This is a genomic window from Arthrobacter sp. Z5-13 (assembly GCF_056499105.1).
In genome coordinates, this window is sequence record NZ_CP096460.1 from 1,565,634 (window position 1) to 1,589,160 (window position 23,527).

General features: G+C 62.0%; 21 protein-coding genes and 1 tRNA gene. 11 read left to right on the forward strand and 11 right to left on the reverse strand.

Translation table 11 applies throughout. The features are described from left to right. Positions 1-128 precede the first annotated feature (128 nt). The 5 genes from M1E02_RS07375 (at position 129) to M1E02_RS07395 (ending at position 5,519) form a co-directional block, all read left to right on the forward strand. On the forward strand, positions 129-1,466 hold the full coding sequence (locus tag M1E02_RS07375; protein WP_479377434.1) for a hemolysin family protein: 1,338 nt from the start codon (positions 129-131) through the stop codon (positions 1,464-1,466). After that, complete coding sequence (locus tag M1E02_RS07380) at positions 1,463-2,533, forward strand: hemolysin family protein (RefSeq protein WP_479377435.1); 1,071 nt, start codon at positions 1,463-1,465, stop codon at positions 2,531-2,533. Before M1E02_RS07375 ends, M1E02_RS07380 begins: the two co-directional genes overlap by 4 nt. Positions 2,534-2,644: 111 nt before the next feature. After that, complete coding sequence (locus M1E02_RS07385) at positions 2,645-3,637, forward strand: metal ABC transporter solute-binding protein, Zn/Mn family (protein ID WP_479377436.1); 993 nt, start codon at positions 2,645-2,647, stop codon at positions 3,635-3,637. 166 nt (positions 3,638-3,803) lie between these two features. Beyond that, a complete protein-coding gene (locus tag M1E02_RS07390) occupies positions 3,804-4,616 on the forward strand; it encodes a metal ABC transporter ATP-binding protein (RefSeq protein WP_479377437.1) in 813 nt (270 codons plus the stop codon). Continuing rightward, positions 4,617-5,519, forward strand: coding sequence for a metal ABC transporter permease (locus M1E02_RS07395; protein WP_479377438.1), 903 nt, complete (start codon positions 4,617-4,619; stop codon positions 5,517-5,519). Here M1E02_RS07395 and M1E02_RS07400 read toward each other — a convergent pair. Beyond that, complete coding sequence (locus tag M1E02_RS07400) at positions 5,516-5,965, reverse strand: Fur family transcriptional regulator (protein WP_479377439.1); 450 nt, start codon at positions 5,963-5,965, stop codon at positions 5,516-5,518. The two genes, M1E02_RS07395 and M1E02_RS07400, sit on opposite strands and share 4 nt — an antisense overlap. A gap of 97 nt (positions 5,966-6,062) precedes the next feature. On the opposite strand from M1E02_RS07400, the gene M1E02_RS07405 reads away from it, so the two are divergent. Then, positions 6,063-6,719, forward strand: a complete 657-nt coding sequence (locus M1E02_RS07405) for an MBL fold metallo-hydrolase (protein ID WP_479377440.1) — start codon at positions 6,063-6,065, stop codon at positions 6,717-6,719. A 37-nt stretch (positions 6,720-6,756) separates the two neighbouring features. Here M1E02_RS07405 and M1E02_RS07410 read toward each other — a convergent pair whose 3' ends face one another. Continuing rightward, positions 6,757-7,839, reverse strand: coding sequence for a PLP-dependent cysteine synthase family protein (locus tag M1E02_RS07410; RefSeq protein ID WP_479377441.1), 1,083 nt, complete (start codon positions 7,837-7,839; stop codon positions 6,757-6,759). 81 nt (positions 7,840-7,920) lie between these two features. Here M1E02_RS07410 and M1E02_RS07415 point away from each other — a divergent pair, with 81 nt between their 5' ends. From M1E02_RS07415 to M1E02_RS07425, 3 genes are read left to right on the forward strand one after another with little or no spacing between them, the layout of a single operon-like run. Then, on the forward strand, positions 7,921-8,787 hold the full coding sequence (locus tag M1E02_RS07415; protein ID WP_479377442.1) for a sulfurtransferase: 867 nt from the start codon (positions 7,921-7,923) through the stop codon (positions 8,785-8,787). 56 nt (positions 8,788-8,843) lie between these two features. Then, positions 8,844-9,998, forward strand: a complete 1,155-nt coding sequence (locus M1E02_RS07420) for an NAD(P)-dependent alcohol dehydrogenase (RefSeq protein ID WP_479377443.1) — start codon at positions 8,844-8,846, stop codon at positions 9,996-9,998. Beyond that, positions 9,995-10,423, forward strand: a complete 429-nt coding sequence (locus tag M1E02_RS07425) for an HIT family protein (RefSeq protein ID WP_479377444.1) — start codon at positions 9,995-9,997, stop codon at positions 10,421-10,423. The genes M1E02_RS07420 and M1E02_RS07425 overlap by 4 nt, the downstream gene beginning before the upstream one ends. On the opposite strand, the gene hrpA is transcribed toward M1E02_RS07425, so the two are convergent. The 3 genes from hrpA to M1E02_RS07440 form a co-directional block, all read right to left on the reverse strand. Next, the gene (hrpA, locus tag M1E02_RS07430; RefSeq protein ID WP_479377445.1) at positions 10,420-14,490 is read right to left on the reverse strand and encodes an ATP-dependent RNA helicase HrpA; all 4,071 of its coding nucleotides are present in this window, start codon (positions 14,488-14,490) and stop codon (positions 10,420-10,422) included. The genes M1E02_RS07425 and hrpA overlap by 4 nt on opposite strands. A gap of 13 nt (positions 14,491-14,503) precedes the next feature. Continuing rightward, complete coding sequence (locus tag M1E02_RS07435) at positions 14,504-15,505, reverse strand: helix-turn-helix transcriptional regulator (RefSeq protein ID WP_479377446.1); 1,002 nt, start codon at positions 15,503-15,505, stop codon at positions 14,504-14,506. A gap of 198 nt (positions 15,506-15,703) precedes the next feature. Next, positions 15,704-15,871, reverse strand: coding sequence for a hypothetical protein (locus M1E02_RS07440; protein WP_479377447.1), 168 nt, complete (start codon positions 15,869-15,871; stop codon positions 15,704-15,706). A 92-nt stretch (positions 15,872-15,963) separates the two neighbouring features. On the opposite strand from M1E02_RS07440, the gene M1E02_RS07445 reads away from it, so the two are divergent. After that, positions 15,964-16,932, forward strand: coding sequence for a GlxA family transcriptional regulator (locus M1E02_RS07445; protein WP_479377448.1), 969 nt, complete (start codon positions 15,964-15,966; stop codon positions 16,930-16,932). A gap of 6 nt (positions 16,933-16,938) precedes the next feature. On the opposite strand, the gene M1E02_RS07450 is transcribed toward M1E02_RS07445, so the two are convergent. The 6 genes from M1E02_RS07450 to M1E02_RS07475 form a co-directional block, all read right to left on the reverse strand. Further along, positions 16,939-17,241 (reverse strand): protealysin inhibitor emfourin, encoded by a 303-nt coding sequence (locus M1E02_RS07450; protein ID WP_479377449.1) that lies wholly within the window; start codon positions 17,239-17,241, stop codon positions 16,939-16,941. 84 nt (positions 17,242-17,325) lie between these two features. Further along, the gene (locus M1E02_RS07455) at positions 17,326-18,369 is read right to left on the reverse strand and encodes a M4 family metallopeptidase (protein WP_479377450.1); all 1,044 of its coding nucleotides are present in this window, start codon (positions 18,367-18,369) and stop codon (positions 17,326-17,328) included. 135 nt (positions 18,370-18,504) lie between these two features. Beyond that, a tRNA-Arg gene (locus M1E02_RS07460) sits at positions 18,505-18,577 on the reverse strand. A 96-nt stretch (positions 18,578-18,673) separates the two neighbouring features. After that, complete coding sequence (locus M1E02_RS07465) at positions 18,674-20,272, reverse strand: FAD-dependent oxidoreductase (RefSeq protein ID WP_479377451.1); 1,599 nt, start codon at positions 20,270-20,272, stop codon at positions 18,674-18,676. Further along, positions 20,269-21,141 (reverse strand): FAD:protein FMN transferase, encoded by an 873-nt coding sequence (locus tag M1E02_RS07470; protein ID WP_479377452.1) that lies wholly within the window; start codon positions 21,139-21,141, stop codon positions 20,269-20,271. The genes M1E02_RS07465 and M1E02_RS07470 overlap by 4 nt, the downstream gene beginning before the upstream one ends. A 43-nt stretch (positions 21,142-21,184) precedes the next feature. Continuing rightward, positions 21,185-21,652: an FMN-binding protein gene (locus tag M1E02_RS07475; RefSeq protein WP_479377453.1), complete on the reverse strand. Its 468-nt coding sequence runs from the start codon at positions 21,650-21,652 to the stop codon at positions 21,185-21,187. Between the two features lie 220 nt (positions 21,653-21,872). On the opposite strand from M1E02_RS07475, the gene argS reads away from it, so the two are divergent. Further along, complete coding sequence (gene argS / locus M1E02_RS07480) at positions 21,873-23,522, forward strand: arginine--tRNA ligase (protein ID WP_479377454.1); 1,650 nt, start codon at positions 21,873-21,875, stop codon at positions 23,520-23,522. The last annotated feature ends 5 nt before the right edge of the window (positions 23,523-23,527 follow it).

Consider the following 23,527-nt stretch of genomic DNA (forward strand, 5'->3'; position numbering starts at 1 on the left):
ATCCTCCGCCGGGCAGATACGTTAGCTCCGATTCGCTATCACTGCCAGTACCGGGCCGATTGCCCCGCCAGGTGTCACTGCCTGGGACGGCCCAAAGCTTTCCATTCCGTCATGAGGCTGATTGCTGAATGGAGTGGTTACTTCTTATTGCGGGCTTCCTTCTTATCCTCGGCACTGGGTTCTTTGTCGCCGTTGAATTCTCTCTGGTGGCCCTTGACCAGGCGACGGTCCAGCGGGCCGTGGACGGCGGCGACACCGGTGCTGTCCCGCTGCTGAAATGCCTCAAGTCCCTGTCCACCCAACTTTCCAGCTGTCAGCTGGGGATCACCCTCACCACCCTTCTTACGGGCTATGTGATGGAACCCTCTGTGGGAACCCTCCTTGAGGTGCCCCTTGCCGCGTTGGGGCTCGCCCCTGCAGCGGTTGCGTCGTTGTCTCTGGTCCTCGCGATGGCTTTTGCCACGCTGCTCTCGATGCTGATCGGCGAGCTCGTCCCGAAGAACATGGCAATAGCCCTCTCTCTTCCGGTCGGTAAAGCGCTGGCGCGGCCACAGTTGGTGTTCACGGCTATTTTCAAGCCCGCCATCGTTGTGTTGAACGGGTTCTCCAATAAGGTCCTCAATATCTTCGGACTTGAGGCGAAAGAGGAGATCTCTGGAGCGCGCACCCCCGCCGAGCTGGCCTCCCTCGTCCGGCGATCTGCCGACATGGGAACCCTGGATGCAGGGACAGCCAACTTCGTTGCCCGTACCCTGAACTTCTCCGGGCGTACCGCTGCCGATGTCATGACTCCCCGGATCCGTGTTGAGACCATTGCCGCAGATCAGCCGGTCACCGACATTCTGGAGGCGGCGCGCCGCACCGGGTACTCGCGATTCCCTATCATCGGTGATTCCCCGGACGATATCCGCGGCCTTGTTCACGTCAAGAAAGCCATCGCTGTTCCATCCACCCGGCGCAAGAAGCTCCAGGCCGGCGCCATCATGACGGATGTCCTGAGGGTCCCGGAGACCATTCACCTCGACGCCCTGCTGGCTGAATTGCGCGAAGGAAACATGCAGCTGGCGGTGGTGCTGGACGAATACGGCGGAACCGCAGGCATCGCCACCCTGGAGGACCTCGTGGAGGAGATTGTTGGAGAAGTCTCTGATGAACACGACAAGGTCAGGCCGGGGCTGCTCCAAAGCGCTTCCGGTGACTGGTACTTCCCAGGGCTTTTGCGCCCGGATGAGCTCTCCGAGCAGATCCCGGGACTCTCCGTTCCGGATGAATCTGCATATGAAACTGTTGCGGGATACGTCATGAGCCAACTCGGGCGCATCGCCTCGGTGGGGGACACTGTTGACGTCGACGGCGGGACGCTGACCGTAACGCGGATGGACGGCCGGCGGATCGACAGGATCTGCTTCAAACCCGGGCCCGTCCGGGACCGGGAACATGCCGCAGAGCAAGGGGGGACGGCATGAGCGACTGGGCAGGAATTCTCTGGCTGATAGTGCTGCTCCTGGGCAACGCCTTCTTCGTTGCAGCTGAGTTCGCAGTCATGTCAGCCCGACGCAGCCAGATAGAACCGCTGGCAGAGCAGGGGTCCAAGCGGGCCCAGACCACCCTGCTCGCCATGGAAAACGTCTCCTTGATGCTTGCCTGTGCCCAGCTGGGGATCACCGTGTGTTCGCTGCTGATCCTCCTGGTGGCGGAGCCTGCCATCCACCACCTGCTGGCCGAACCGCTGCACGCGCTGGGGGTGCCCGTCGAGATTGCAGACGTCGGCGCCTTCACCATCGCGCTGCTCGCTGTTACGTTCCTCCACGTGACCTTCGGCGAGATGGTGCCGAAGAACATCTCCGTTTCGGTGGCTGACAAAGCTGCCCTCTTGCTGGCTCCGCCGCTGATGTTCATTGCCCGTTTGGTCAATCCGGTCATCTGGGTCTTGAACTGGGCAGCAAACCATATTTTGAAGATGCTCCGGATTGAGCCAAAGGACGAGGTCACATCCTCCTTTACCTTGGAGGAAGTCCAGTCGATTGTGCAGGAGTCCACCCGCCACGGTCTCGTTGATGACAACGCCGGACTCATCACCGGTGCTTTGGAATTCTCTGAATACACTGCAGGCGACATCATGGTGCCATTGGACAAGCTGGTAATGATGAAGCCCGGCGCTACCCCGGTGGACTTCGAGAAAGCTGTCAGCCGAACAGGCTTCTCGCGCTTTCCGATGGTGGACGAGGACGGCATGCTGTCCGGCTACCTTCACATCAAGGACGTTCTTTCCATTCCCGAGGCCGGATACCGGTATCCGATAGCAGAAGGCCGCGTCAGGTCACTGGCCAACCTCTCTGTGGACGATGAAATCGAGAAGGCAATGTCGGTGATGCAGCGGACCGGCTCGCATCTGGCCCGTGTGATCGGGCCCGACGCGCAGACCCGCGGAGTGCTGTTCCTGGAGGACGTGATCGAACAACTCGTGGGTGAGATCCGGGACGCCACCCAGGCCACCGGGATACGGCGGCTTGGACAGCCCGACGGCGGGTAGTTCCTCGTCTTGGCCGGCAAGTCCAGCCTAAATAGGAATCATTCCTATTTAGCGTTAGACTTTCCGGGTTGCTAATGCTCCTGACTCATCGACAAGATCCGAGGCCTACCTGTGCGTCATTTCGTCCTTCGTCCCTCCCTGGCAGCCGCTGCTGGACTTGGTCTCCTGCTGACCGGGTGCGCCGGGGCGCCGTCGAGCGCTCCCTCCCCGTCAGCTGACGGGACCATCGAGGTAGTTGCTTCAACCAACGTGTATGGCGACATCGTCAGCGACATCGGCGGGGACAAAGTCCATGTCACGTCCATCATCACGCGCACCAGCCAGGATCCCCATTCCTATGAGGCCACCACGCAGGACAAGCTGGTCATCTCGAAGGCCCAGGTGGTTGTCCAGAACGGTGGCGGCTACGACGATTTCATCCACAAACTTGCCGAGGACAGCAAGATCGCCGAGGACAACATCATCACCGCGGTCGAGGTTTCAGGCCTGGCACCGGAGGAAGAGGCAGCACCTGCCTCCGAAAGCCCGACTGGAACAGCGACTGAGTCCGCTGATGAGCATGGACACGACGAGCAGGGAGAGTTCAACGAGCACGTCTGGTACAGCTTTGACGCCATGTCCAAGCTGGCGGACGCCGTTGCTGCGAAGCTTTCAGCCATCGATTCCGCATCGGCAGGCACTTTCGAGGCGAACGCCGCGTCGTTCAAGAAGGAACTCTCCGGACTGCAGGAAAAACTGGGTACCGTCAAGGCGAGCGCAGACGGCGAGCCGGTAGCTATCACCGAGCCTGTTCCCGGTTACCTGCTGGAAGCAGCCGGACTGGTGAACAAGACACCGGAAGAGTACAGCGCCGCGATCGAGGAAGGTACTGACGTTCCGGCGTCCGTCCTCCAGGAAGCCACCAAACTGGTATCTTCCGGTGAGGTCAAGCTGCTTGCCTACAACCTTCAGACCGAGGGACCGCAGACTGAGGTGCTGAAGAAGGCTGCCGAAGGCGCCGGCGTACCAGTGGTTGATTTCAGCGAGACGTTGCCCGACGGCAAGTCCTACCTGCAGTGGATGACCGATAACGTCGACAACGTTACCAAGGCCGTCAGCAAGTAGAGTCCGGTACGTCCGGCCCGCCGTCCGGCCATCACCGCCGTCAATAAGTCCTAAGATAATCAGGACAGAGTCACCGCGTGCAGTGCCCGTTGAGTGCCCATCTGGCCAATTACAGGCTTTGATCCATAGCGGAACCAGACTCACCCTGAATTGAGGAACAGACACGTTGAAACCGGTAGTGAGTCTGCGCGGCGCATCCCTTGCCTTTGGGAAGAGGACGCTATGGGAGAACCTCGATCTCGACATCAAGCCCGGCGAGTTCTTTGCCGTCCTCGGTCCCAACGGGAGCGGAAAGACCAGCTTCCTCAAGGTGCTCCTGGGACTTCAACAGCTTCATTCCGGGACAGCAACTTTGGCGGGCCGTCCTGTGGAGCGCGGGAGCCGGATGATCGGATACATTCCCCAGCAGAAGTCCTTCGCGCCGGACACGCCCCTTCGCGCACGGGACCTGGTGGGGCTCGGTGTTGACGGTGACCGGTGGGGAGTGCGCCTGGCGGCAGCGAAGGTTAACCGCCGGATTGATCAGCTGCTGGACCAGGTTGGGGCGTCCGGTTACGCCAATGTCCCGGTGGGACAACTGTCAGGTGGGGAGCAGCAGCGCCTCAGAGTGGCTCAGGCTCTGGCCACTGAGCCCAAGGTTCTGCTGTGCGATGAACCGCTGCTTTCGCTGGACCTGCATCATCAGCAGGCAGTGAGCTCACTGATCAATGACCAGTGCCACGAGCAGGAGAGTGCCGTGGTGTTTGTCACCCACGAAATCAATCCCATCATCGATTACGTGGACAGGGTCCTTTACCTGGCTGGCGGACAGTTCAGGGTGGGAACTCCGCATGAAGTAATGACTACCGAAGTGCTTTCAGAGCTCTACGACAGCCATGTGGAAGTCATGCACCTGAATGGCCGGATCGTGGTGGTGGGGCTTCCGGACGCCACCACCCACCACCACGACGAACATTCGATGGCCGGAGAGGGTGTCTGAATGGATTTCCAGGAATTTCTCCGTTCGGTCTTTAACTTCGACAACTACGGCGAACTGCTCGCGCTGGTTCAGAACTCCATTTGGGCCGGTGCCGTCCTTGGGCTTCTTGGCGGCCTGGTAGGAACCTTCGTTATGAAGAGGGATCTGGCTTTCGCCGTTCACGGTATTTCCGAGTTGTCCTTCGCCGGCGCTGCATTTGCCTTGTTGATAGGCGCCGACATCGTTTTTGGATCACTGATCGGGTCAGTAGCCGCCGCATTGCTGCTGGGACTGATGGGGGTCAGGGCGCGGGACAAGAACTCCATTATTGGCGTCATCATGCCCTTCGGGCTGGGCCTTGGAATTCTGTTCCTGGCACTCTACGAAGGCAGGGCAGCCAACAAATTCGGCCTTCTGACGGGCCAGATTGTCTCGGTCGACACCGTTCAACTGCAGGCGCTCGCGGGCACGGCCGCCGTCGTAATGGTGGCGCTGGTGCTGATTTGGCGGCCCTTGACCTTTGCGAGTGTTGATCCGGAACTTGCTGAAGCGCGGGGTGTTCCTGTGCGCGGACTCGCCATAGCCTTTATGGTCCTGCTGGGAATCAGCGTTGCGTTGTCCATCCAGGTAGTGGGGGCGCTGCTGGTACTGGCCCTCCTTATTACGCCTGCTGCCGCAGCCCTCCGCGTGACGTCCTCGCCGCGGATGGTGGTCATCCTCAGCGTGGCGTTCGCCGTCACAGCGACGGTGGGCGGCATCCTGCTGGCCCTCGGCGGGAGGATTCCCATTAGTCCGTACGTGACCACGTTGTCGTTCCTGATCTATGTGGCCTGCCGCATCATCGGCGGAGTTCGGGCCCGGCGGGGGCTGGTTGGGCGCCGCGTGCAATCGAACCCCGTACGCGGAGCTTCGCTTCAGGCCTAGTTTGCGGAGCCCGTCTTGGCGTTGGTTTTTGCCTTCGCGGCGGAGCATTCAGGGCACAGACCATAGATTTCCAACGTGTGGGCCACTTCTGTGAACCCGTGCTCCTTTGCGGTCCGTGCGGCCCACGTCTCAACGGACGGCGCCTCGATCTCCACAGCCTTTCCGCAGTTCCGGCAGAGCAGGTGATGGTGGTGCTCAGTGACGGCGCATCGCCGGTACACCGCTTCCCCGTCACCGCTGCGCAGCACATCCACAAGACCCTCGTCTGCAAGCGACTGCAGGATGCGGTAGGCCGTGGCCAGTGAAACCGAGGTTCCCTGGTTCTGCAGGATCCGGTAAAGCTCCTGAGTGCTGACGAAGTCAGTGAGCTGATCCAGAGCGGCGCTGACCGCGAGGCGCTGCTTTGTCACACGCTGTTCTTTTCCAGCTGTGGCGCCCTGTGGCATGGGTTGGACTCGCTTCCCTCAAGGGATGGTGGCAAAGTTCAAGATTACCAGTCATGGGCTCGTGGACAGGGCGTTACCGAATACCTAGGCTGGCCGGATGAAGCTGACCAAATACTCACACGCCTGTGTCCGTCTGGAAAAGGATGGCCAGGTCCTGGTTCTTGACCCTGGAACCTACTCTGAATCCCAGCAGGCCTTGGAAGGCGCTCATGCCGTGCTTATCACCCACGAGCACCCGGATCACGTAGACGTTCCGGTGGTGGCAGCTGCCCTCAGCGACAATGATTCCCTGCAGCTGCACGCCCCGGCGGGTGTGGCGGCCCGGCTGCGTGAGGAGGCCCCGGCGGCTGGCTCCCGGATCCACACTGCCGAACCGGGCACGGATTTCCGTGCAGCGGGTTTTGACGTGAGGACTTTTGGTGGCCAGCATGCGCTCATCCATCCGCAGATCCCCATTGTGGCAAACGTGGGTTACCTCATCGATTCCAACGTCTACCATCCCGGCGATTCGTTCATCATTCCGGATGGAGTGAGTGTGGGGACACTGCTCGTTCCGATTCACGCGCCGTGGAGCAAGATCGGGGAGGTGGTGGATTTTGTGGTGGGCGTCCGGGCACCGAAAGCCTATCCGGTCCACGATGCGCTGCTGAACGAAACAGGCCTCGGGTTGGTGGAGGGGCATGTGAAGCGCATTGGAGCCAAGTACGGCACGGAATACGTTCATTTGGCAAGCGGCGAGTCAGTCGAGGTGTAGCCCTCCCGGTGGGCCGGGCCGGGAACAGTAAGTCCGATTAACCGCTCCAGACGCCGGAATCGAAGAAGTTACGGAGGGCGGATTCGTAGGGAGCCGGAACGAGTCCCTGCCTGGCCAACCACTCCGGGTTGTAATAGCTGCCCGCATAGCGGTCACCGCCGTCGCACATTAATGACACAACACTGCCGGTGCGGCCTTCCCGGATCATGGCGGCGATGAGCTGCCATACGCCCCAGAGATTGGTTCCTGTGGATGGGCCTGCATGGAGCCCTGCGAGCGAGTGCAGGTGGCGCATGGCGGCGACGGAGGCGGCATCCGGCACCTGGATCATGTGGTCGATGACGCCGGGAACGAAGCTCGGTTCCATCCGGGGCCGCCCGATCCCCTCGATTCGTGAGGGGAGGCCTGTTGCATTCTCGCCTGAGCTGTCCCGCCAGGCCGGATAAAAGGCAGAGTTTTCCGGATCCACCACGGCCAGCCGGGTGTCGTGACAGTGATAGCGGAGATACCTGCCGATTGTGGCGCTGGTTCCACCCGTTCCTGCTCCCACCACAATCCACGCGGGGATGGGATGCTCCTCGAGCGCCAGCTGGCCGAATATGGACTCGGCTATGTTGTTGTTGCCACGCCAGTCCGTGGCACGTTCGGCATACGTGAACTGATCCATGTAGTGGCCGTTGGCAGTCCGCGCCACTTCGGCGGCCGTTGCATAGACTTCGGAGGCGTGGTCCACAAGGAGGCAGGACCCGCCAAACTGTTCAATGAGGGCTATCTTCTCGGGACTTGTGGTCCGGGCCATCACTGCGACGAAGGGCAGTCCCAGCAGTTGGGCAAAGTAGGCCTCCGAGACTGCGGTGCTGCCGCTTGAGGCTTCCACGATGGTGGTGTCTTCCCTAATCCAGCCATTGACAAGGCCGAACAGGAAAAGGGACCGCGCCAAACGGTGCTTGAGGCTCCCGGACCTGTGAGTGGATTCGTCCTTGAGATACAACTGGACCCCCCAGTGCTCCGGCAGGGGCACGGAATAGAGGTGGGTGTCGGCGGACCGGTTGTTCTCGGCGTTGATCCGCCGGACGGCTTCATCTGCCCACGTCCGGTCCGGGCTGTGCGGTTGTTTCACCGCTCCAGCCTACCCGGGCTGCGATGTGTTGCTGCGGTTAGAGTGGGTGGCGGATACGGGATTCTGAACAAAGGAGATTCGATGAACACGCTGGTGGACGTGTCCTGGCTGAAGGAGCGGATGACTTCCGGGAACCCCGTAGTTCTGCTGGATGTGCGGTGGGCGCTGGGCGATCCACACGGCCGCGAACACTACCTCAAAGAGCACATCCCCGGTGCGCTGTATGTGGACCTGCCCACCGAACTCGCCGCCCCCGCTGACCCCGCGCGTGGACGCCACCCTTTACCTCCGTTGACCCGGCTCGAGGAGTCCGCGCGCAGCTGGGGTGTCCGGAACAATGACGTTGTGGTGGCCTATGACGACAGCGGGAACATGGCCGCGGCCAGGCTCTGGTGGTTGCTCAGGTACGCCGGCTTTCCGAGCGTCTTCCTGCTCGACGGCGGCCTGGCAGCGTGGAAGGATGCAGGATTCCCTGTTGAAGGGGGAGACACCCAAGCTGTGCCTGGCGATGTCACCCTGGCAGAAGGTGCCATGCCGGTCATTGACGCCGCTGAGGCTTCCCGCTGGCACCAGTCCGGAGTGCTGCTGGACGCGCGTGCGGGGGAGCGGTACCGGGGCGAGTTTGAACCCGTAGATCCAAGGGCAGGGCACATTCCCGGTGCGGTGAGTGCCCCAGCCACCGGGAATCTCGACGACGACGGGCGCTTCCTTCCCGCCGCGGAGCTCAAGGAACGCTTTGCCGGCCTTGGCGTCGGGCCCGGGGCATCTGTTGCGGTCTACTGCGGCTCAGGCGTTACCGCGGCACATGAGGTGGCGGCCCTTGAGATTGCAGGGATCACAGCGGCACTGTTCCCCGGATCCTTTTCGGAGTGGTCAAACAATCCTGGCAACCAGGTGGCGACCGGCCCGGAGCCTGGTGGAACGGCCAAAAGCCCTGCTGCTCGATAACCTTAGGGGCGTTCGGTGATTGGAAATTGTCCTCCTGCCGAGAGTAACGTCACACTATGACCCCAGGACGCCCCTCCCCGCCGCCTCTTGCCAAGCCGTTGCCCTCCGTTGATCCTCCTGCTTCCCCGGCCGGGCCCCGGCTCGCCGCCGGCTATGGTGCCCGCTCAAGCGACGGAGGGCTTGTCCCGCTGACGGTCTCGCGCCGTGCACCCAAGGAAAACGACGTCGAAATTGCCGTCGAGTTTTGCGGGCTGTGCCATTCGGATGTGCACGCCACACGGGGCGAGTGGAGTGCACCGAAGTATCCGCTGATTCCAGGCCACGAGATCGTGGGACGTGTCAGCGGCGTGGGTTCCGCCGTCAGCGACTTCGCTGTCGGGGAACTTGTGGGCGTCGGATGCATGGTTGATTCCTGCCGTGAGTGCGAGAGCTGCCTGGATGGCTTCGAGCAATACTGCGAGAAGGGCCCCGTGGGCACGTACGGCGCCACCGATCCGCGCAATCCTGGCGGAATCACCCAGGGTGGATACTCATCCTCTGTTGTAGTGGACCGCCGCTACGTGGTTCATGTGCCGGAGAACCTGGACCCTGCCGCCGTCGCGCCTCTTCTCTGCGCCGGCATAACCACCTACTCGCCCCTCCGGCACTTCGACGTTGAGGAGGGCGACGTCGTGGGCGTCGTGGGCCTCGGCGGGCTCGGGCACATGGCCGTCAAGCTTGCCAAGGCCATGGGAGCCCAAGTAAAGGTCTTCACAACTTCCGAAGCCAAGGTCGCGGCGGCCAAGGAGTTGGGAGCAGACGAGGTCATTCTGTCCCGGGACGAAACCGCCATGAAGGCAGCCGCCGGAAGCATCGATGTCATCATCGATACCGTCGCAGCCCCACACGACCTCGGCCCGTACTTCCGGACCCTGCGTCTTGAAGGCGCGCTGTTCCAGCTGGGTCTGCCCGCTGATCCCATGCCGCCGGTCAATCCCTGGCACCTGATCCGCCGCCGCATCGCCTACTCCGGTTCCTACATCGGTGGCATTGCCGAGACCCAGGAGATGCTGGACTTTTGTTCAGAGCATGGCGTCGTGTCCGACATTGAAATCGTTTCAGCCGAACAACTCAACGAAGCATATGACCGAATTGTGGCCGGCGACGTCAAGTACCGCTTCGTCCTGGACACCAAGACCCTCCCCGCCCCGGCAGCAAAGGCAGACGCATGAGCAGCATCTTCACCAAAATCATCAACGGCGAGATACCCGGGCGGTTCGTCTGGCGTGACGAGGACGTGGTTGCATTCCTGACCATGGGCCCGCTCGCCGACGGCCACACGCTGGTTGTCCCTGTTGAAGAGGTGGACCGTTGGACCGATGCGCGGCCTGAGCTTCTTTCCCGGACCATGGAGGTGGCACAGAAAATCGGTGCCGTCCAAGTGGAGGTCTTTGGATCGGCGCGGGCGGGCCTGCTGATCGCCGGTTATGAAGTCCACCACATGCACGTGCACGTGTGGCCCTCGAACTCGATGGCGGACTACGATTTCGGATCGGTGGACCAGAACCCCGATCCTGCCCAACTGGACGCGAACGCGGAGAAACTTCGCGAGGGCTTGCGGGCCGCCGGGTACTCCGGGAATGTTCCCGAGTCCTAGGCCGGTGCCAGCGCCTTGTTCAGCACTGCGCGGATCCTTTTCTCAGACACTGAATAGGCTGTGCCGAGTTCGACGGCGAAGAGGCTGACGCGCAGCTCTTCGATCATCCAACGCACGTGGGTGAGTTCCTCCCCGGCTCGTCGTCCCGGTAGCAAAGCCGAGACGGCGTCGTCATAGTCGTCCTCGAGTCCCTGGATAACGTTCATATTCAACGTGTCGCGCTGGACGTTCCCCGGGAGCTTCTCCAAGCGCTTCTCGATTGCAGCAAGGTAGCGCGGCACTTGGCTGAGCTGCGCGTACCCGGTTTTAGCTACAAAACCGGGGTAAACCAGTTGCTCGAGCTGGCTCCCGATGTCATTGAGCGAGCTGATTAACGCCAGGCTGGTGGTGCCTTTCAACTGCTTCCTGATCCGGCCGGCGCTGGACAGGATGCGCTCCACGATCGCGGTGACGCTGAACACGGTGTCGATAAGCTCAGCCCGCACCTGCTCGTAGAGAGACTTGAAGGCCCCTTCGTCCCACGGCAGCTCTGCCGGCGTCAGCTTGTCAATGGCAGCCAGCGCACAGTCCGCGATCAGTGCTGATACCGAACCGTGCGGATTCTGGCTGAACGTCAGCTTTTCCGTGTTGCTCAAGTGCTCCAGGACGTAGCGGTCGGGGGAGGGAACTTTCAAGGCGAGGAGACGAATAACGCCGCCGCGCATGGCTTCCCGTTGCTCGGATTCAGTCTGGAACACCCTCAGCGCGACGGACATCCCCTCGTCCACCAATGCAGGGTAGCCGGTAACGGTGTGACCGTTGACATTGCCCTTCACCTCCCGCGGCAGGGTCCCGATAGTCCAGTCGGTGAGGCCTGACTGCTCCGCAATGCCCTGCATGCCTCCATCCTGGCCGGCTGCATCCTGCCCTGAGACACCTTGACCCGTGAGGCCCTGGCCGGAGGTAATCCTGCTGTTGGACGATGCACCGCGAGCGGGGCCTCTCGACGCCGCGTTAGTGGAACGAGATGAGCCTGCAGCGGCTAGAGGCGCCGTCGTGCGGGGAGTCGCGCCCAGGGACTCAGCAATGGCCCGCCGTGTTGCGGGGGCGAGACGCTCCTGCAGGACCTTGAGGTCCTTTCCCTCATCCAGCACTTTGCCATTCGAATCCACCACCCGGAAGCTCACCCGAAGGTGAGATGGAACGGCATCCCAGTTCCATGAACCCGGCGGGATCACCTGGCCCCGGATCCGGCGCAGAGCAAGCTCCAGCGAGGGCTCAAGTTCATCCGTCGCGGGGTCGAAGTCGCTCTGGAGGGCGGCGACGGCCTGCCGTGCGACATCCGGTGCAGGAACAAAGTTCTTCCGGATATTTTTTGGCAGGGACTTGATCAGCGCCGTCACGAGCTCAACGCGCTGGCCGGGAATGAGCCAACGGAACGGAGCGTCATCGAGTTGGTTAAGGAAAAGAACAGGAACTTCCGCGGTAACGCCGTCTGAAGGATTGGGTGGGGAGCCCGGAGCAACAGGGTGGAATTCATAGCTGAGGGGAAGCTCAAAGCCCTTGTGCTGCAACGTTTTCGGGTATGCGGATTCATCCAGCGCATCGGCGTCCTCGCTGATGAGCAGCGATTGGTCGAAGTCCAGGAGATGGGGATCCTGTTGCCTGGCGTCCTTCCACCATTTATCGAAGTGGCGCTCGGACACCACCTCATTGCCGATCCGGGCGTCATAGAACTCAAACAGTGTCTCGTCGTCAACCAGGATGTCCCGGCGACGCATCCGCGCCTCCAGTTCCTCGACTTCCTGCAGGAGAGCCCTGTTCCGGTGGAAGAACTTGTGGTGGGTCTGCCAGTCTCCCTCGACCAGGGCATGGCGGATGAACAACTCCCGGGACAGCTCGGGATCCACCCTGCCGTAGTTGATCCGTCGGCTGGGAATGATGGGAACGCCGTACAGGGTCACCTTTTCGTGGGCCATCACCGCGCCCATCTTCTTTGACCAGTGCGGCTCGCTGTAGCTTCGCTTCACCAGGTCCGGGGCTACCTGTTCGGCCCAGAGCGGATCGAATTTGGCGGCCACCCTCGCCCACAGGCGGCTTGTCTCAACGAGTTCGGCGGCCATCACGAAGGTAGGCGACTTTTTGAAAAGGGCAGAGCCGGGGAAGATAGCGAAGCGGCTGCCGCGGGCGCCGGCATATTCGCGCTTGCGTTCGTCCAGGATGCCGATGTGGCTGAGCAGGCCGGACAGGAGGCTGATATGGATGCCCTCATGGTTGCCCACGGGATCAGTCAACCGTTTGTTGTCCAGGCTGATTCCCAAGGGCCTTGCGAGCTGGCGCAGTTGGGCGAACAGATCCTGCCATTCCCGGACGCGGAGATAGTTGATGAACTCCGTCCGGCACAGCCTGCGGAACTGAGTGGAAGACAGTTCCTGCTGCTTTTCCTGAAGATAGTTCCACAGGTTCAGGAAGCCAGTGAAATCGGAGTTTTCGTCCCGGAAGCGGGCATGCTTCTCAGCCGCGAGTTGCTGCTTATCGGTAGGGCGCTCGCGGGGATCCTGAATGGTGAGGGCCGCAGCAAGGATCATCACCTCACGCACGCAGCCCCGCTTGCCTGCCTCGACGATCATGCGTCCCAGCCGCGGATCCACTGGAAGTTGTGCCAGCTTCTGCCCAACGGCGGTCAGCCCGCCCCCCGTCCGTCCGCGGCCCCCACGGCCGGCATCGCCGTCCCCATCGGTGCCCTTTGCGCCGTTCCCGGCGGCGCCTGAGTTCACGGCAGGCGTGAGGGCGCCGAGTTCGCGGAGGAGGGTGACGCCGTCGTTAATGGCACGCGAGTCCGGCGGTTCCACGAAGGGGAAGTTCTCTACATCCTTCGGGCCGCGTGCCACTCCCATAGCGGTCATCTGGAGGATGACCGCGGCGAGGTTGGTCCGCAGGATCTCCGGGTCAGTGAAAAGAGGCCTGGATTCGAAGTCTTCCTCGGAGTACAGCCGGATGGCGATACCGTCGGAAACACGGCCGCAACGGCCGGACCTCTGGTTCGCGGATGCCTGCGAGACGCGCTCAATCGGAAGGCGCTGGACCTTGGTCCGGTGCGAGTATCGGGAAATACGGGCCGTTCCCGTGTCTATGACGTATTTGATACCGGGTACTGTCAGGGAGGTTTCGGCAACGTTGGTGGCAAGGACTATCCGCCGTTTGCTGCCGGGATGGAACACCTTGTGCTGCTCCTGAAGACTCAGCCTTGCGAACAGCGGGAGAACCTCAGTTCCAGCCAGCCGCCGGTTGGCTTGAATCCTGGCGTTGAGGGCCTCGGCCGCATCACGGATCTCGCGCTCGCCGGAGAAGAAAATCAGGATGTCGCCAGGCGCCTCTGCAGCGAGTTCGTCTACCGCATCGCACACGGCATCCAGCGGATCACGGTCTTCCTCAAGTGCGTCGTCCGAGGTGTCTTCTTCCACTTCCCGCCCTGCAGGTTGGGACAACGGCCGGTAGCGGATTTCCACCGGGAAGGTCCGTCCGGATACCTCGATAATGGGGGAGGGCGCCTCATCGGTGCCAAAGTGCTTCGCGAACCGCTCAGGGTCAATCGTGGCCGAAGTGATGATGATCTTCAGGTCCGGCCGCTGCGGAAGGATCCGCTTAAGATAGCCCAGGATGAAGTCGATGTTGAGGCTGCGCTCGTGGGCTTCGTCGATGATGATGGCGTTGTACTTGCGCAGCAGCTTGTCCCGCTGGATTTCAGCAAGCAGGATGCCATCGGTCATAAGCTTGACCTTCGTGGACCTGCTGACCTCACCCGTGAAGCGGACCTGGAAGCCTACCTCTTGGCCGATCTCGACTCCGAGCTCCTCGGCGATGCGCTCAGCAACGGTACGGGCAGCCAATCGCCGAGGCTGGGTATGGCCGATCAGCCCGTTCTCCCCGAGCCCCAGCTCAAGGCACATCTTGGGAATCTGGGTGGTTTTTCCGGAACCCGTCTCGCCGGCGATGATGGTTACCTGATTCGCGGCGATGGCCGCCATCAGATCCTCGCGGCGCTCGGATACCGGCAGCTCGGCGGGGTAGGAGATATGAAAAGTCATGGCTGGAAACAGTCTACTGCTGAGCAGGGAGCCGTTCGTTTTCGTCGGGCGCCGGCGGTCCGCCGCCTGCCGCCTGGATCAGCCGCTCCGCCACTGTGCGCGCATGGTCGCGGAACTCCGGCGGGGCGAGGATTTCGAAGTCCATGCCCAGGGTGGCCAGATGGGCCGCAGGAGTGTCCAGCCTGTCCCAGCCTGCGCGGAGAATGGTCCGGTCTTCTCCATCTGCGCTCAGGCTTGCCGTTTGTGGCCCTATAAGGGCGGCTGCTTCATGGAGTGGTGCATGGAGCCGGACCACAACGTCGTATTTGTAGGGGGATCGGGTGATGGATTCCTGGACATAGGCCGCGATGTCCTTGGCTGGCAGTTGGCGGGGAACAAACCGCTTACGCTCCGTGGGCATTGAAGAAATACGGTCGGCGCGGAAAGTGCGCCAGTCCTCTCTTTCCGTATCCCAGGCCACGAAGTACCAGCGCCGCCCTGTGTCCACCAGCCGATACGGCTCCACCAGACGTCGTCCGGTCCCGCCGTCGGCCTTTGTATAGTCAAAGCTCAGTTCCCGGCGGTCCGTGATGGCCGCCGAAATCGCCGTCAGTTGCAGGGGATCTACCGGTGCTGCATCGCTGGGAAGGGTGGTGACAGTGTTTTTGAGGGCCCCGAAGCGGTGACGCAGCCGCGAGGGAAGAACCTGCTCCAGCTTCGCCAGCGCACGGACCGATGACTCGCCTATCCCGGCCACTGGCCCGGCAGCCACCGCGCTGAGTCCCAGGGCGACAGCCAGGGCTTCGTCGTCGTCCAGCAGGAGGGGAGGCAGTTCCGCGCCGGCGCCGAGTTGGTATCCGCCCGCGATTCCCGGTGATGCGTGGATGGGATAGCCGAGGGTGCGGAGTTTGCCGATGTCGCGTCGGATGGTCCTCTCCGTTACCTGCATCCGCTCAGCCAAGGCCGGCCCGGTCCATTCCCGGCGGATCTGAAGCAGTGACAGCAACTGCAGGAGGCGGGCGGAGGTCTGGATCATGAGCCCAAATGTACTTCATATACAAAGCGTTAAGGACTGAACCTGTCCTCAAGCAGCCGTACGCTGTGATTGTTGGCGTAGGGAACAGCGTACGGAGGGATGTCGCTATGCCTGACCAGGCTTTTCTTGGTCCGGATTCGCTTTGCTGGAATCCATTGGCCGGGAAGTTCTGGTGCAGGACAGCGGCAGCCCTTTCGGTCAGAAATTGCGGAGCGTGTAGTTGGTGCTGGGCAGGTCCATTGCCTTCCAGTCAGGGTGGGAATCCTCGCGGGGAGTATGGCCCCGGCCGTCACCCAGGATGCTTGTGAGGGTGGCGGGGAGTACGACGAGGAGAAGGACGATGAGTACAACAGCGATGATTTCCATGACTCAATCCTTCTCCCGCCGGCCGTTATGGAACAGTGGCAGAAATGCCCAAAAAGCTATAATTCCTGCCAAGCTTCTGTCATACTCAATTCATGCTTAAATCAGTGGCTGTAATCGTTGTCCCGCACTTCTCACTCTTTGAGTTCGGTACGGCCTACGAGGTCTTCGGCATCGACAGATCGGCGCGTGAAGGGGGAGTGCCCGCGTTTGATTTTCGTGTCTGCGCCCCCGAGCCCGGTGACATTCCGCTCAAGGGCGGCCTGTCCATGAACGTTACTTTGGGGCTGGAAGCTACAGCCGACGCCGATCTGGTGATCATGACTCCCTATGGCCGGGATGAGGACGTGCATGAGGACGTGCTGGATGCCTTGCGCGCGGCCCATGCCCGTGGAGCCTGGGTCATGTCCATTTGTTCGGGGGCGTTCGCGCTGGCCAGGGCGGGGCTGCTGGACGGTCGCCGTTGCACCACCCACTGGCACTATTCCAGCGAGCTTGCCGCCAAGTACCCGGACGTGATTGTTGATGAGAATGTGCTGTACGTCCAGGACGGGAACCTCGTGACGAGTGCCGGAACTGCCGCCGGAATCGATGCCAGCCTGCATCTGGTCCGGGTAGAGCTCGGAGCAGGCGTGGCTGCCTCGATAGCCCGGGACATGGTGGTTCCACCGCATCGTGACGGCGGCCAGGCCCAGTTCATCGAGCGCCCCATGCCCACCTGCGGATCAGCGCCCATGGAGGAGTTGCTGCGGTGGATGGTGATGCATCTGGACGAGGAACATACTGTCAATGAGCTGGCCAACCGCCTTCACATGTCGCCCCGGACGTTCGCCCGCCGGTTCCGCTCTGAAACGGGAACCACCCCCGCCGCGTGGCTGAACTCGCAGCGGGTGCTGAGGGCGCAGGAACTGCTGGAATCCACTGACTTGAACATCGACGAGATTGCGCGTGAAGCCGGGTTTGGGCATTCCGTCCTGCTTCGGCACCATTTCGCCAAGGTCCTTGACACGAGCCCTCAGGCGTACCGGCGGACCTTCAGGGGACAGCTGGCGTCGGTCGGATAGCCTGCGTCAGCGCTGCCCGTCCTGGTTTCGGGAAGCCTCAGCAGCAGCCCGGGTATTGTCCACGAGAATCCGCCACGGCCCGGTGACGGCCCGCTCAGGGAGCGTGGCCCGGTGCTGACCGGCGCGTATGGAGTACATGAAGCGGTCAGGTTGGTTGCCGCCGTTGTCCTCGCGTCCAGGTACCGCGTCCCAAGGGCAGGCCTCAATCAGGGGCTCCCAGCGGCTTTTGTCCGCAGGGGTCACGGCTTTCACGCTCCACTCACGGGTCAGCGCAGCAATGCCGCCGCTGCGTTGGACAGTGATTTTCATGGCCTGGTTCCTGTGCTCCCGGTACTGCCGGACCGCTTGTGGGTGTGTTTCCTTCAGAGGAAGCCACTCATGCAGGCGGCGTTTTTATAGCTTTACTTTGACAGTTTCCCATGCCATCTTCACGGCGTCATGTTCCGGAGAATCTGCCCCAAACAGCTCTTCTGCCGAGGCCAGCGTTACCTTGGCGAAGGCGCGGAAAGTGGAGTCGGCCTTAAGTGTCCCGCTGGTGAGGGCGTCGTACCAGATACGGCCGGGCGAGTCCCATGCATAGCCGCCCAATGTGGAGGCCACGAGGTAGAACGCCCGGTTGGGTATGCCGGAGTTGATGTGGACGCCGCCGTTGTCGGCGCTGGTCCGCACGTAGGAGTCCATGGAGTCCGGCTGCGGATCCTTGCCCAGCACGTCGTCGTCATATGCCGTTCCAGGAGCCTTCATGGAGCGAAGGGCAGAACCTTCCACCTGCGAAGTGAAAAGACCCTCTCCGATGAGCCAGGTGGCTTCCGCGGCTGTCTGCTGCCGGACAAACTGCTCCACAAGCGCGCCAAAAACGTCAGAGAGGGATTCGTTGATTGCCCCGGCCTGGTTGCGGTAGGCGAGCCCGGCTGAGTGCTGGGTGACCCCGTGAGCCAATTCGTGGCCGATAACACTCAGGGACAGCGTGAATCTTTGAAAGATCTCCCCATCCCCGTCGCCGAAGACCATTTGCGATCCGTCCCAGAAGGCGTTGTCGTACAGCCGGCCGAAGTGCACCGTCGCGTTAAGTGGAAGGCCCTGCGCGTCTATGGAATTGCGGCCGAAGACGTCGGCATAGAGCCTGTGGGTATGGCCCAGTCCGTCGTAGGCTTCGTCGGCGGCCGGGTCCCCGGTAGCCGGCTCGCCTTCCTTCCGCACCACCACGCCGGGCAGTGTTTCCGCTTCCTGGGCGTCATACACGGTCCTTTGTGGAGGCCCAGGTTTCACTTGCCGTATGCCTGGCGGCGGGGTGGCGGAGGGCTGGGCACGAGCGGCCTGCACGCTTTTGACATGGCGCAGGGCTTCCTTGGCCGCTCTGGCGGCCACCGAGTATTGTGGCGTGTCCTGGGCCGCCACCCGCTTGAGGAGGTACGGCGGAATGATTGAACAGTACATGTGAATACCCCTTGCCCTCTTGACCTGCTTGCGTTGTGGCCCGCTGTCTGAAATCAGCCTACGAGGGGGCACCGACTTTTTTGTGGCGGCACAGCAAAAGCCCGCCAATTCATTGAACTGACGGGCTTTCGGGTGTGCCCTCGATAGGATTCGAACCTACGACCTTCTGCTCCGGAGGCAGACGCTCTATCCCCTGAGCTACGAGGGCATTTCAGGGATCCTGCCTTACCGGCGGGACGTCCTAGAGCTTAGCAGGAACGTGGCCCCGAAGGGAAAACCAGCCGCTCCTGGCAGCCGGCGTTCCTCAATAGCCGGCAAAGGAATCAGTATGCACCTTTTTTGCCCCTGCCCTCCGGGCCGCCGCACGCAAGGACCGGACGCTGGCAGGAGAGCCGGAAATGTACACTTCACGCTCTGAAATGTCCGGAACAAGCTCTTTAAGAGCGGGCCCGTCAAGCCGGGCGGAACGGCCGGAGCCGGCATCTGCCACAGCCTGCACTGAACCTTCCAGCAGTGCCGGGTCCTCCGGCGCGGGACCAGCGAAGGCATTCTGAAACGATTGTGGCGGCGCAGATCCGTCCGAGAGGCGAACCAGTACACGCGCCCCTGACTTTTCCAGCTCCTCGGCATAGGCGAGTTCGGCGGCGTTCTTTGCGAGGTACAGCAGCACGACATCCCGTTCCCTTGCAGCACCGGCATTAAGGTGGGCCAGGAACGGAGTGATGCCGATCCCCGCAGCGATCAGCAGCACGGGAACAGAGGGGTCACGCGGCATGACAAAGTCACCACCAACAGCGGTGGCCGTCACAGCGTCCCCGGGCTCCAAGGACTGGAGGGCGCGCTTGGCGGCAGAGAGGGGTTCAGCGGTCCCGACGCCGAAGGATACGTCCCGATCGTCCGGGGAGCTTGTGACGCTGAAGACCCGTCGCCGGCCTTTTCCGTCAGAGCCGCTGTGCGGGAGATTCAGTTCCATGTACTGCCCGGGCGTGAATCTCACGGAGCGATCCGGTCGAAAGGTGAATTCCGTCGTCGTAGGCGTAAGCGGGCGCGAGCCCTTGAAGTGGAGCCGGATACCGCCGCGCTGGCCCGCGAAGAAGGCGACCAGGTTCCCCAACAGCAGCGCCAGTTCCGGGGAATTCGCCACAAACCCGAAGTTGTAGGGCAAGGCAAAGACAACACCTACGACGGCGGCGAGCCCCAGCTGCTGCCAGCGGCGGGGAGGCAAGGTGAGTGGTTCGGTGAGCATAAAGCCGACAAAGAACAGTATTGGCCGCTGAGCAAGTGGCTGCCACAAGGCCGCTCCGGCCGACATGTCTGTACGCAACAGTTCAACTGCCACGATTGAGGTGGAAACGACAGTAAAGACAAGGCCCATCAGCATCTTCCTGGTCCGGTAGAGCACCAGCACGATGCCGGGAACCAGGAGCAGGAGCATCGAGGGGGTTGCCGCCCACCAGGTGGCGATATTGAGGCCGGTCAGTCCGGTGATGAAGGCGCCTGCCGCGGCAGGGTTGAAGATGTGGCGGCCCCGCCAGGCAAGAGCATATTTCGAAGCGGACGCCAGGACACAGGCAAGGGCCACGCCGGCGATGTCGAGCGTTTTGAACGAGGGCCAGAACAGAAAGTACAGCAGGAGCCCTGTGATCAGGGACGATTCGGAATGCGGCTGTACGCGGAAGAGGGCGGCCAGGCCGCGGTTGGATCCATAGGTCAGCCCAAGGCAGAGCGCCAGGTGCGCCAACATTTCGGGTATGCCGAAAGTCAGCCATCCCAGGACATTCAGAAGCAGGCTGTACGCCACAAGAATCCCCAGGACCCAGAGCACAAGGCGGTACATCGTCAGGCGGTTGAGGCCAGTGTCCAGGCGAGTGGTGACCGGGCTCCGCAAACTGATGGAACTCATGAGAAAAGTACTCCTTCGAAGTCTGCCGAGTATGCTGCGCTTCCGTCCGAGAAGACCGAGAGCCAGGAGAATTCGAAGTCCTCCTTGAGCCGGTCGCCGGGCACCAGGAAGAGTGCGGTGGCCAGCGCGTCTGCCACCATGGCGGTCGAAGCCACCGTCCAGCTGGCAACGGTGGTTTGCACCGGAGCCCCGCTCAGTCCGTCCAGGACGTGGTGCAGCCCGTCGCCCCAGCTGCGCCTGTTCGAGGCCGATGCGCACAGTGCGCCAGCGCCCAGGTTAATTGTCCCGATGGCACGTTCCGGATCGTAAGGGTGTTCGAGTCCTATGGATACAGTTTTGGGACCGGAGTTGAACAGGTCACCACTGGCATCGAGGAAGTATTCGGTGATTCCCTGAGCCAAGAGGTCCGTGGACAGCAGGTCTACCAGTTGTCCCTTGCCGGCCGCGCCGATGTCCAGCACTACAGGAGCCGAGGTGGACAGGATGGATCCGTCCCATTGCAGAACATCCTCCCAGCGTGGCGGCGCGACAGGGGATCCCTTCGGACGCAATGAGTATCCGGCGTCGTACCCAAGGTGCTCCAGGCTTCCCCCGATCAGGGGTGTCATGGCGCCCCCGCTGATCCGATAGAGGTCCTGGTAGAGCTGTCCCAGCTGGGCAGCGTTCTCAGGCATCTCGAAACGGCCGGACTCCCTCGCGGCGGAAGCCACCAGGGAGTCCGGGCGGAAACGGGACCAGGCAGAGTCGTAGTCCTCCACAATGGCGAGCAACCTGTTCTGCTGCACGTCTGTCAGCGGAACGGGGGTGCAGATCTCCCAACGGGTGCCTATCCCGTCAAAAGTGAATGCAGCCCAACCCGGATGGGGCACGTGCTCTCCTTATGGTTGTGGAAGTGTTGCAGGTGGGTACTGCCTACTTGGCCTGGGACTTGATCTTTTCCACGGCGTCGTTGAATCCGCCGCTGGTCAAGGAAGAACCGGCCACCTTGGACACATTAAGTTCATCGAGCTTTTTGCCCACCACCTGCGCCTGGATCCCGCCGGCGAACTCACCCTGGAACTTCTTGGTGTTGGGGTTGCTCGGGTGCTCGGTGATTTTGACGCCGGATACAGTCCCGTCCGCCAACGTCAGCTCGACGCCCACCGTCTCGGAGCCGTTGGGGGAGACATAGTTACCATCGGCGCTGTAAGTCCCGTCCTTGTAACCGGCGGCAGTCCCGGAGGTTGCCAGCGAGCTTGAGGGGGCGGCCGAAGTGGTGGCGCTCGTGGCGGCGGGAGTACTGGCTGCCGGGGAGGTGGCTGACGGCGCACATCCGGCCACGGTTCCTACCAGGGATAGGCCGGCGACACCAACGAACAGACCTTTGCGGGCGGTTTTCATACAGGGCTCGATTCTCGTTCGGGGACTGTTACGGATGTGACAACGTCAGAATCAGCGTAATGGTTCACCATTTCCTGGGGCTGTGAATTTCCTGTGAAGGCTAATCTTTCCCAAAAAGAATCCGAAGAGCAGCCGGTACAGCATCCGCACCCGCGATTGACGACAATTGCTGCCGCAACGCAAATTCCGCTGGATTGCAGGGCAACGGTAGGCTAGATGCGTGACTCCCGAAGAACTCTCCCTCGCCATATCCGCCTGCCTGAAAGACGCTGTCGCGGCCGGCGACGTCGCCCTCGAGGCTTCGGCTGTGCCTGACGAGGTCCGCGTGGAGCGTCCCAAGAACCGGGACCACGGCGATTGGGCCACCAACATCGCCCTTCAGCTGTCCAAGCAGGCCGGCATGAATCCCCGCGAATTTGCTGCCGTGCTGAGCACAAGGCTTAAGACCATTGATGGCGTCTCATCAGTGGACATTGCCGGTCCCGGGTTCCTCAACATTACGGTCGACGCCGCTACTGCGGGGGCACTGGCGAAGGCCATTGTGGAAGCCGGTCCCGCCTACGGAACCAATACTGCGCTCGCGGGCCACGTGGTGAACATGGAGTTTGTCTCCGCAAACCCCACTGGCCCCCTGCATATTGGGCATACACGCTGGGCTGCTCTCGGTGACGCGATCGCCAGGGTCCTCCGTGCTTCGGGCGCCAAAGTCACGGCCGAGTACTACATCAACGACGCCGGTTCCCAGATGAACGTCTTCGCAGAGTCGGTGCTCGCCCGCCTGCAGGGCAGGGATGTGCCCGAAGGTGGCTACCCCGGGCAGTACATCGCCGACCTCGGCCACCATGTGCTGACCCGGCATCCTGACATCCGCGAACTCACCGATGTTGCTGCGCTGCCCGTCATCCGGGCCGCCGCCTATGAGGCGCAGCTTGAGGACATTCAGCACACGCTGGCCGATTTCGGTGTGGTGTTTGATACCTATTTCTCTGAAAAGGACCTGCACGACGGCGGTGCGATCGAAAGTGCCGTTGCCCGCCTAAGGGAACAGGGCCACGTGTTCGACGACGGCGGGGCAGTCTGGCTGCGCACCACCGACTTCGGCGACGACAAGGACCGGGTCATGATCCGCGCAAACGGGGAGCCCACCTACTTTGCCGCTGACGCCGCCTACTACTTGTCCAAAAAGGACCGGGGCTACGACCAGAAGATTTATCTCCTCGGCGCGGATCACCACGGTTACATCAACCGCCTCAAGGCCATTGCGGCCTGTGCCGGAGACGATCCCGAGGTCAACATCGAGGTCCTGATCGGCCAGCTTGTCTCTGTCAATGGAGCCAAGCTTTCCAAGCGCGCAGGCAACATCATCGAGCTCAAGGACCTCATCGATTGGCTGGGTAAAGATGCCGTCAGGTATTCACTGGCCCGCTTCCCGGCAGATTCCCCGTTGACACTGGATCCTGAGCTGCTGAAGAAGCACAGCAACGAGAACCCTGTCTTCTACGTCCAGTACGCCCACGCCCGTTCGCGCGGTACAGCCCGCAACGCCGTCGCTGCAGGTGTGGACCGCAGCGCCTTTGACGCTTCGCTGCTGGAGCATGCCACCGAGAACGAACTCCTGTCCTATCTCGGCAGCTATCCCTCGATCGTTGCCAAGGCCGCGGAACTCCGTGAGCCGCACCGGATTGCGCGCCACCTCGAGGTGATCGCGGGCGCGTACCACCGCTGGTATGACGCCTGCCGGGTGGCGCCGCTGGGGGATGAACCCATCACCGACCTCAACCGGACAAGGCTGTGGCTCAACGACGCCACGAGCCAGGTGCTGGCCAATGGGCTTGACCTGCTGGGCGTTTCGGCGCCGGAACGGATGTGAGACAG

What these genes read in the sequence shown, in the direction of transcription:
- M1E02_RS07375 (WP_479377434.1), top strand. Translation starts at nt 129, where the DNA reads ATGGAGTGGTTACTTCTTATTGCGGGCTTCCTTCTTATCCTCGGCACT.
- M1E02_RS07380 (WP_479377435.1), top strand. Translation starts at nt 1,463, where the DNA reads ATGAGCGACTGGGCAGGAATTCTCTGGCTGATAGTGCTGCTCCTGGGC.
- M1E02_RS07395 (WP_479377438.1), top strand. Translation starts at nt 4,617, where the DNA reads ATGGATTTCCAGGAATTTCTCCGTTCGGTCTTTAACTTCGACAACTAC.
- M1E02_RS07400 (WP_479377439.1), bottom strand. Translation starts at nt 5,965, where the DNA reads ATGCCACAGGGCGCCACAGCTGGAAAAGAACAGCGTGTGACAAAGCAG.
- M1E02_RS07405 (WP_479377440.1), top strand. Translation starts at nt 6,063, where the DNA reads ATGAAGCTGACCAAATACTCACACGCCTGTGTCCGTCTGGAAAAGGAT.
- M1E02_RS07415 (WP_479377442.1), top strand. Translation starts at nt 7,921, where the DNA reads ATGAACACGCTGGTGGACGTGTCCTGGCTGAAGGAGCGGATGACTTCC.
- M1E02_RS07420 (WP_479377443.1), top strand. Translation starts at nt 8,844, where the DNA reads ATGACCCCAGGACGCCCCTCCCCGCCGCCTCTTGCCAAGCCGTTGCCC.
- M1E02_RS07425 (WP_479377444.1), top strand. Translation starts at nt 9,995, where the DNA reads ATGAGCAGCATCTTCACCAAAATCATCAACGGCGAGATACCCGGGCGG.
- hrpA (WP_479377445.1), bottom strand. Translation starts at nt 14,490, where the DNA reads ATGACTTTTCATATCTCCTACCCCGCCGAGCTGCCGGTATCCGAGCGC.
- M1E02_RS07435 (WP_479377446.1), bottom strand. Translation starts at nt 15,505, where the DNA reads ATGATCCAGACCTCCGCCCGCCTCCTGCAGTTGCTGTCACTGCTTCAG.
- M1E02_RS07440 (WP_479377447.1), bottom strand. Translation starts at nt 15,871, where the DNA reads ATGGAAATCATCGCTGTTGTACTCATCGTCCTTCTCCTCGTCGTACTC.
- M1E02_RS07445 (WP_479377448.1), top strand. Translation starts at nt 15,964, where the DNA reads ATGCTTAAATCAGTGGCTGTAATCGTTGTCCCGCACTTCTCACTCTTT.
- M1E02_RS07450 (WP_479377449.1), bottom strand. Translation starts at nt 17,241, where the DNA reads ATGAAAATCACTGTCCAACGCAGCGGCGGCATTGCTGCGCTGACCCGT.
- M1E02_RS07455 (WP_479377450.1), bottom strand. Translation starts at nt 18,369, where the DNA reads ATGTACTGTTCAATCATTCCGCCGTACCTCCTCAAGCGGGTGGCGGCC.
- M1E02_RS07465 (WP_479377451.1), bottom strand. Translation starts at nt 20,272, where the DNA reads ATGAGTTCCATCAGTTTGCGGAGCCCGGTCACCACTCGCCTGGACACT.
- M1E02_RS07475 (WP_479377453.1), bottom strand. Translation starts at nt 21,652, where the DNA reads ATGAAAACCGCCCGCAAAGGTCTGTTCGTTGGTGTCGCCGGCCTATCC.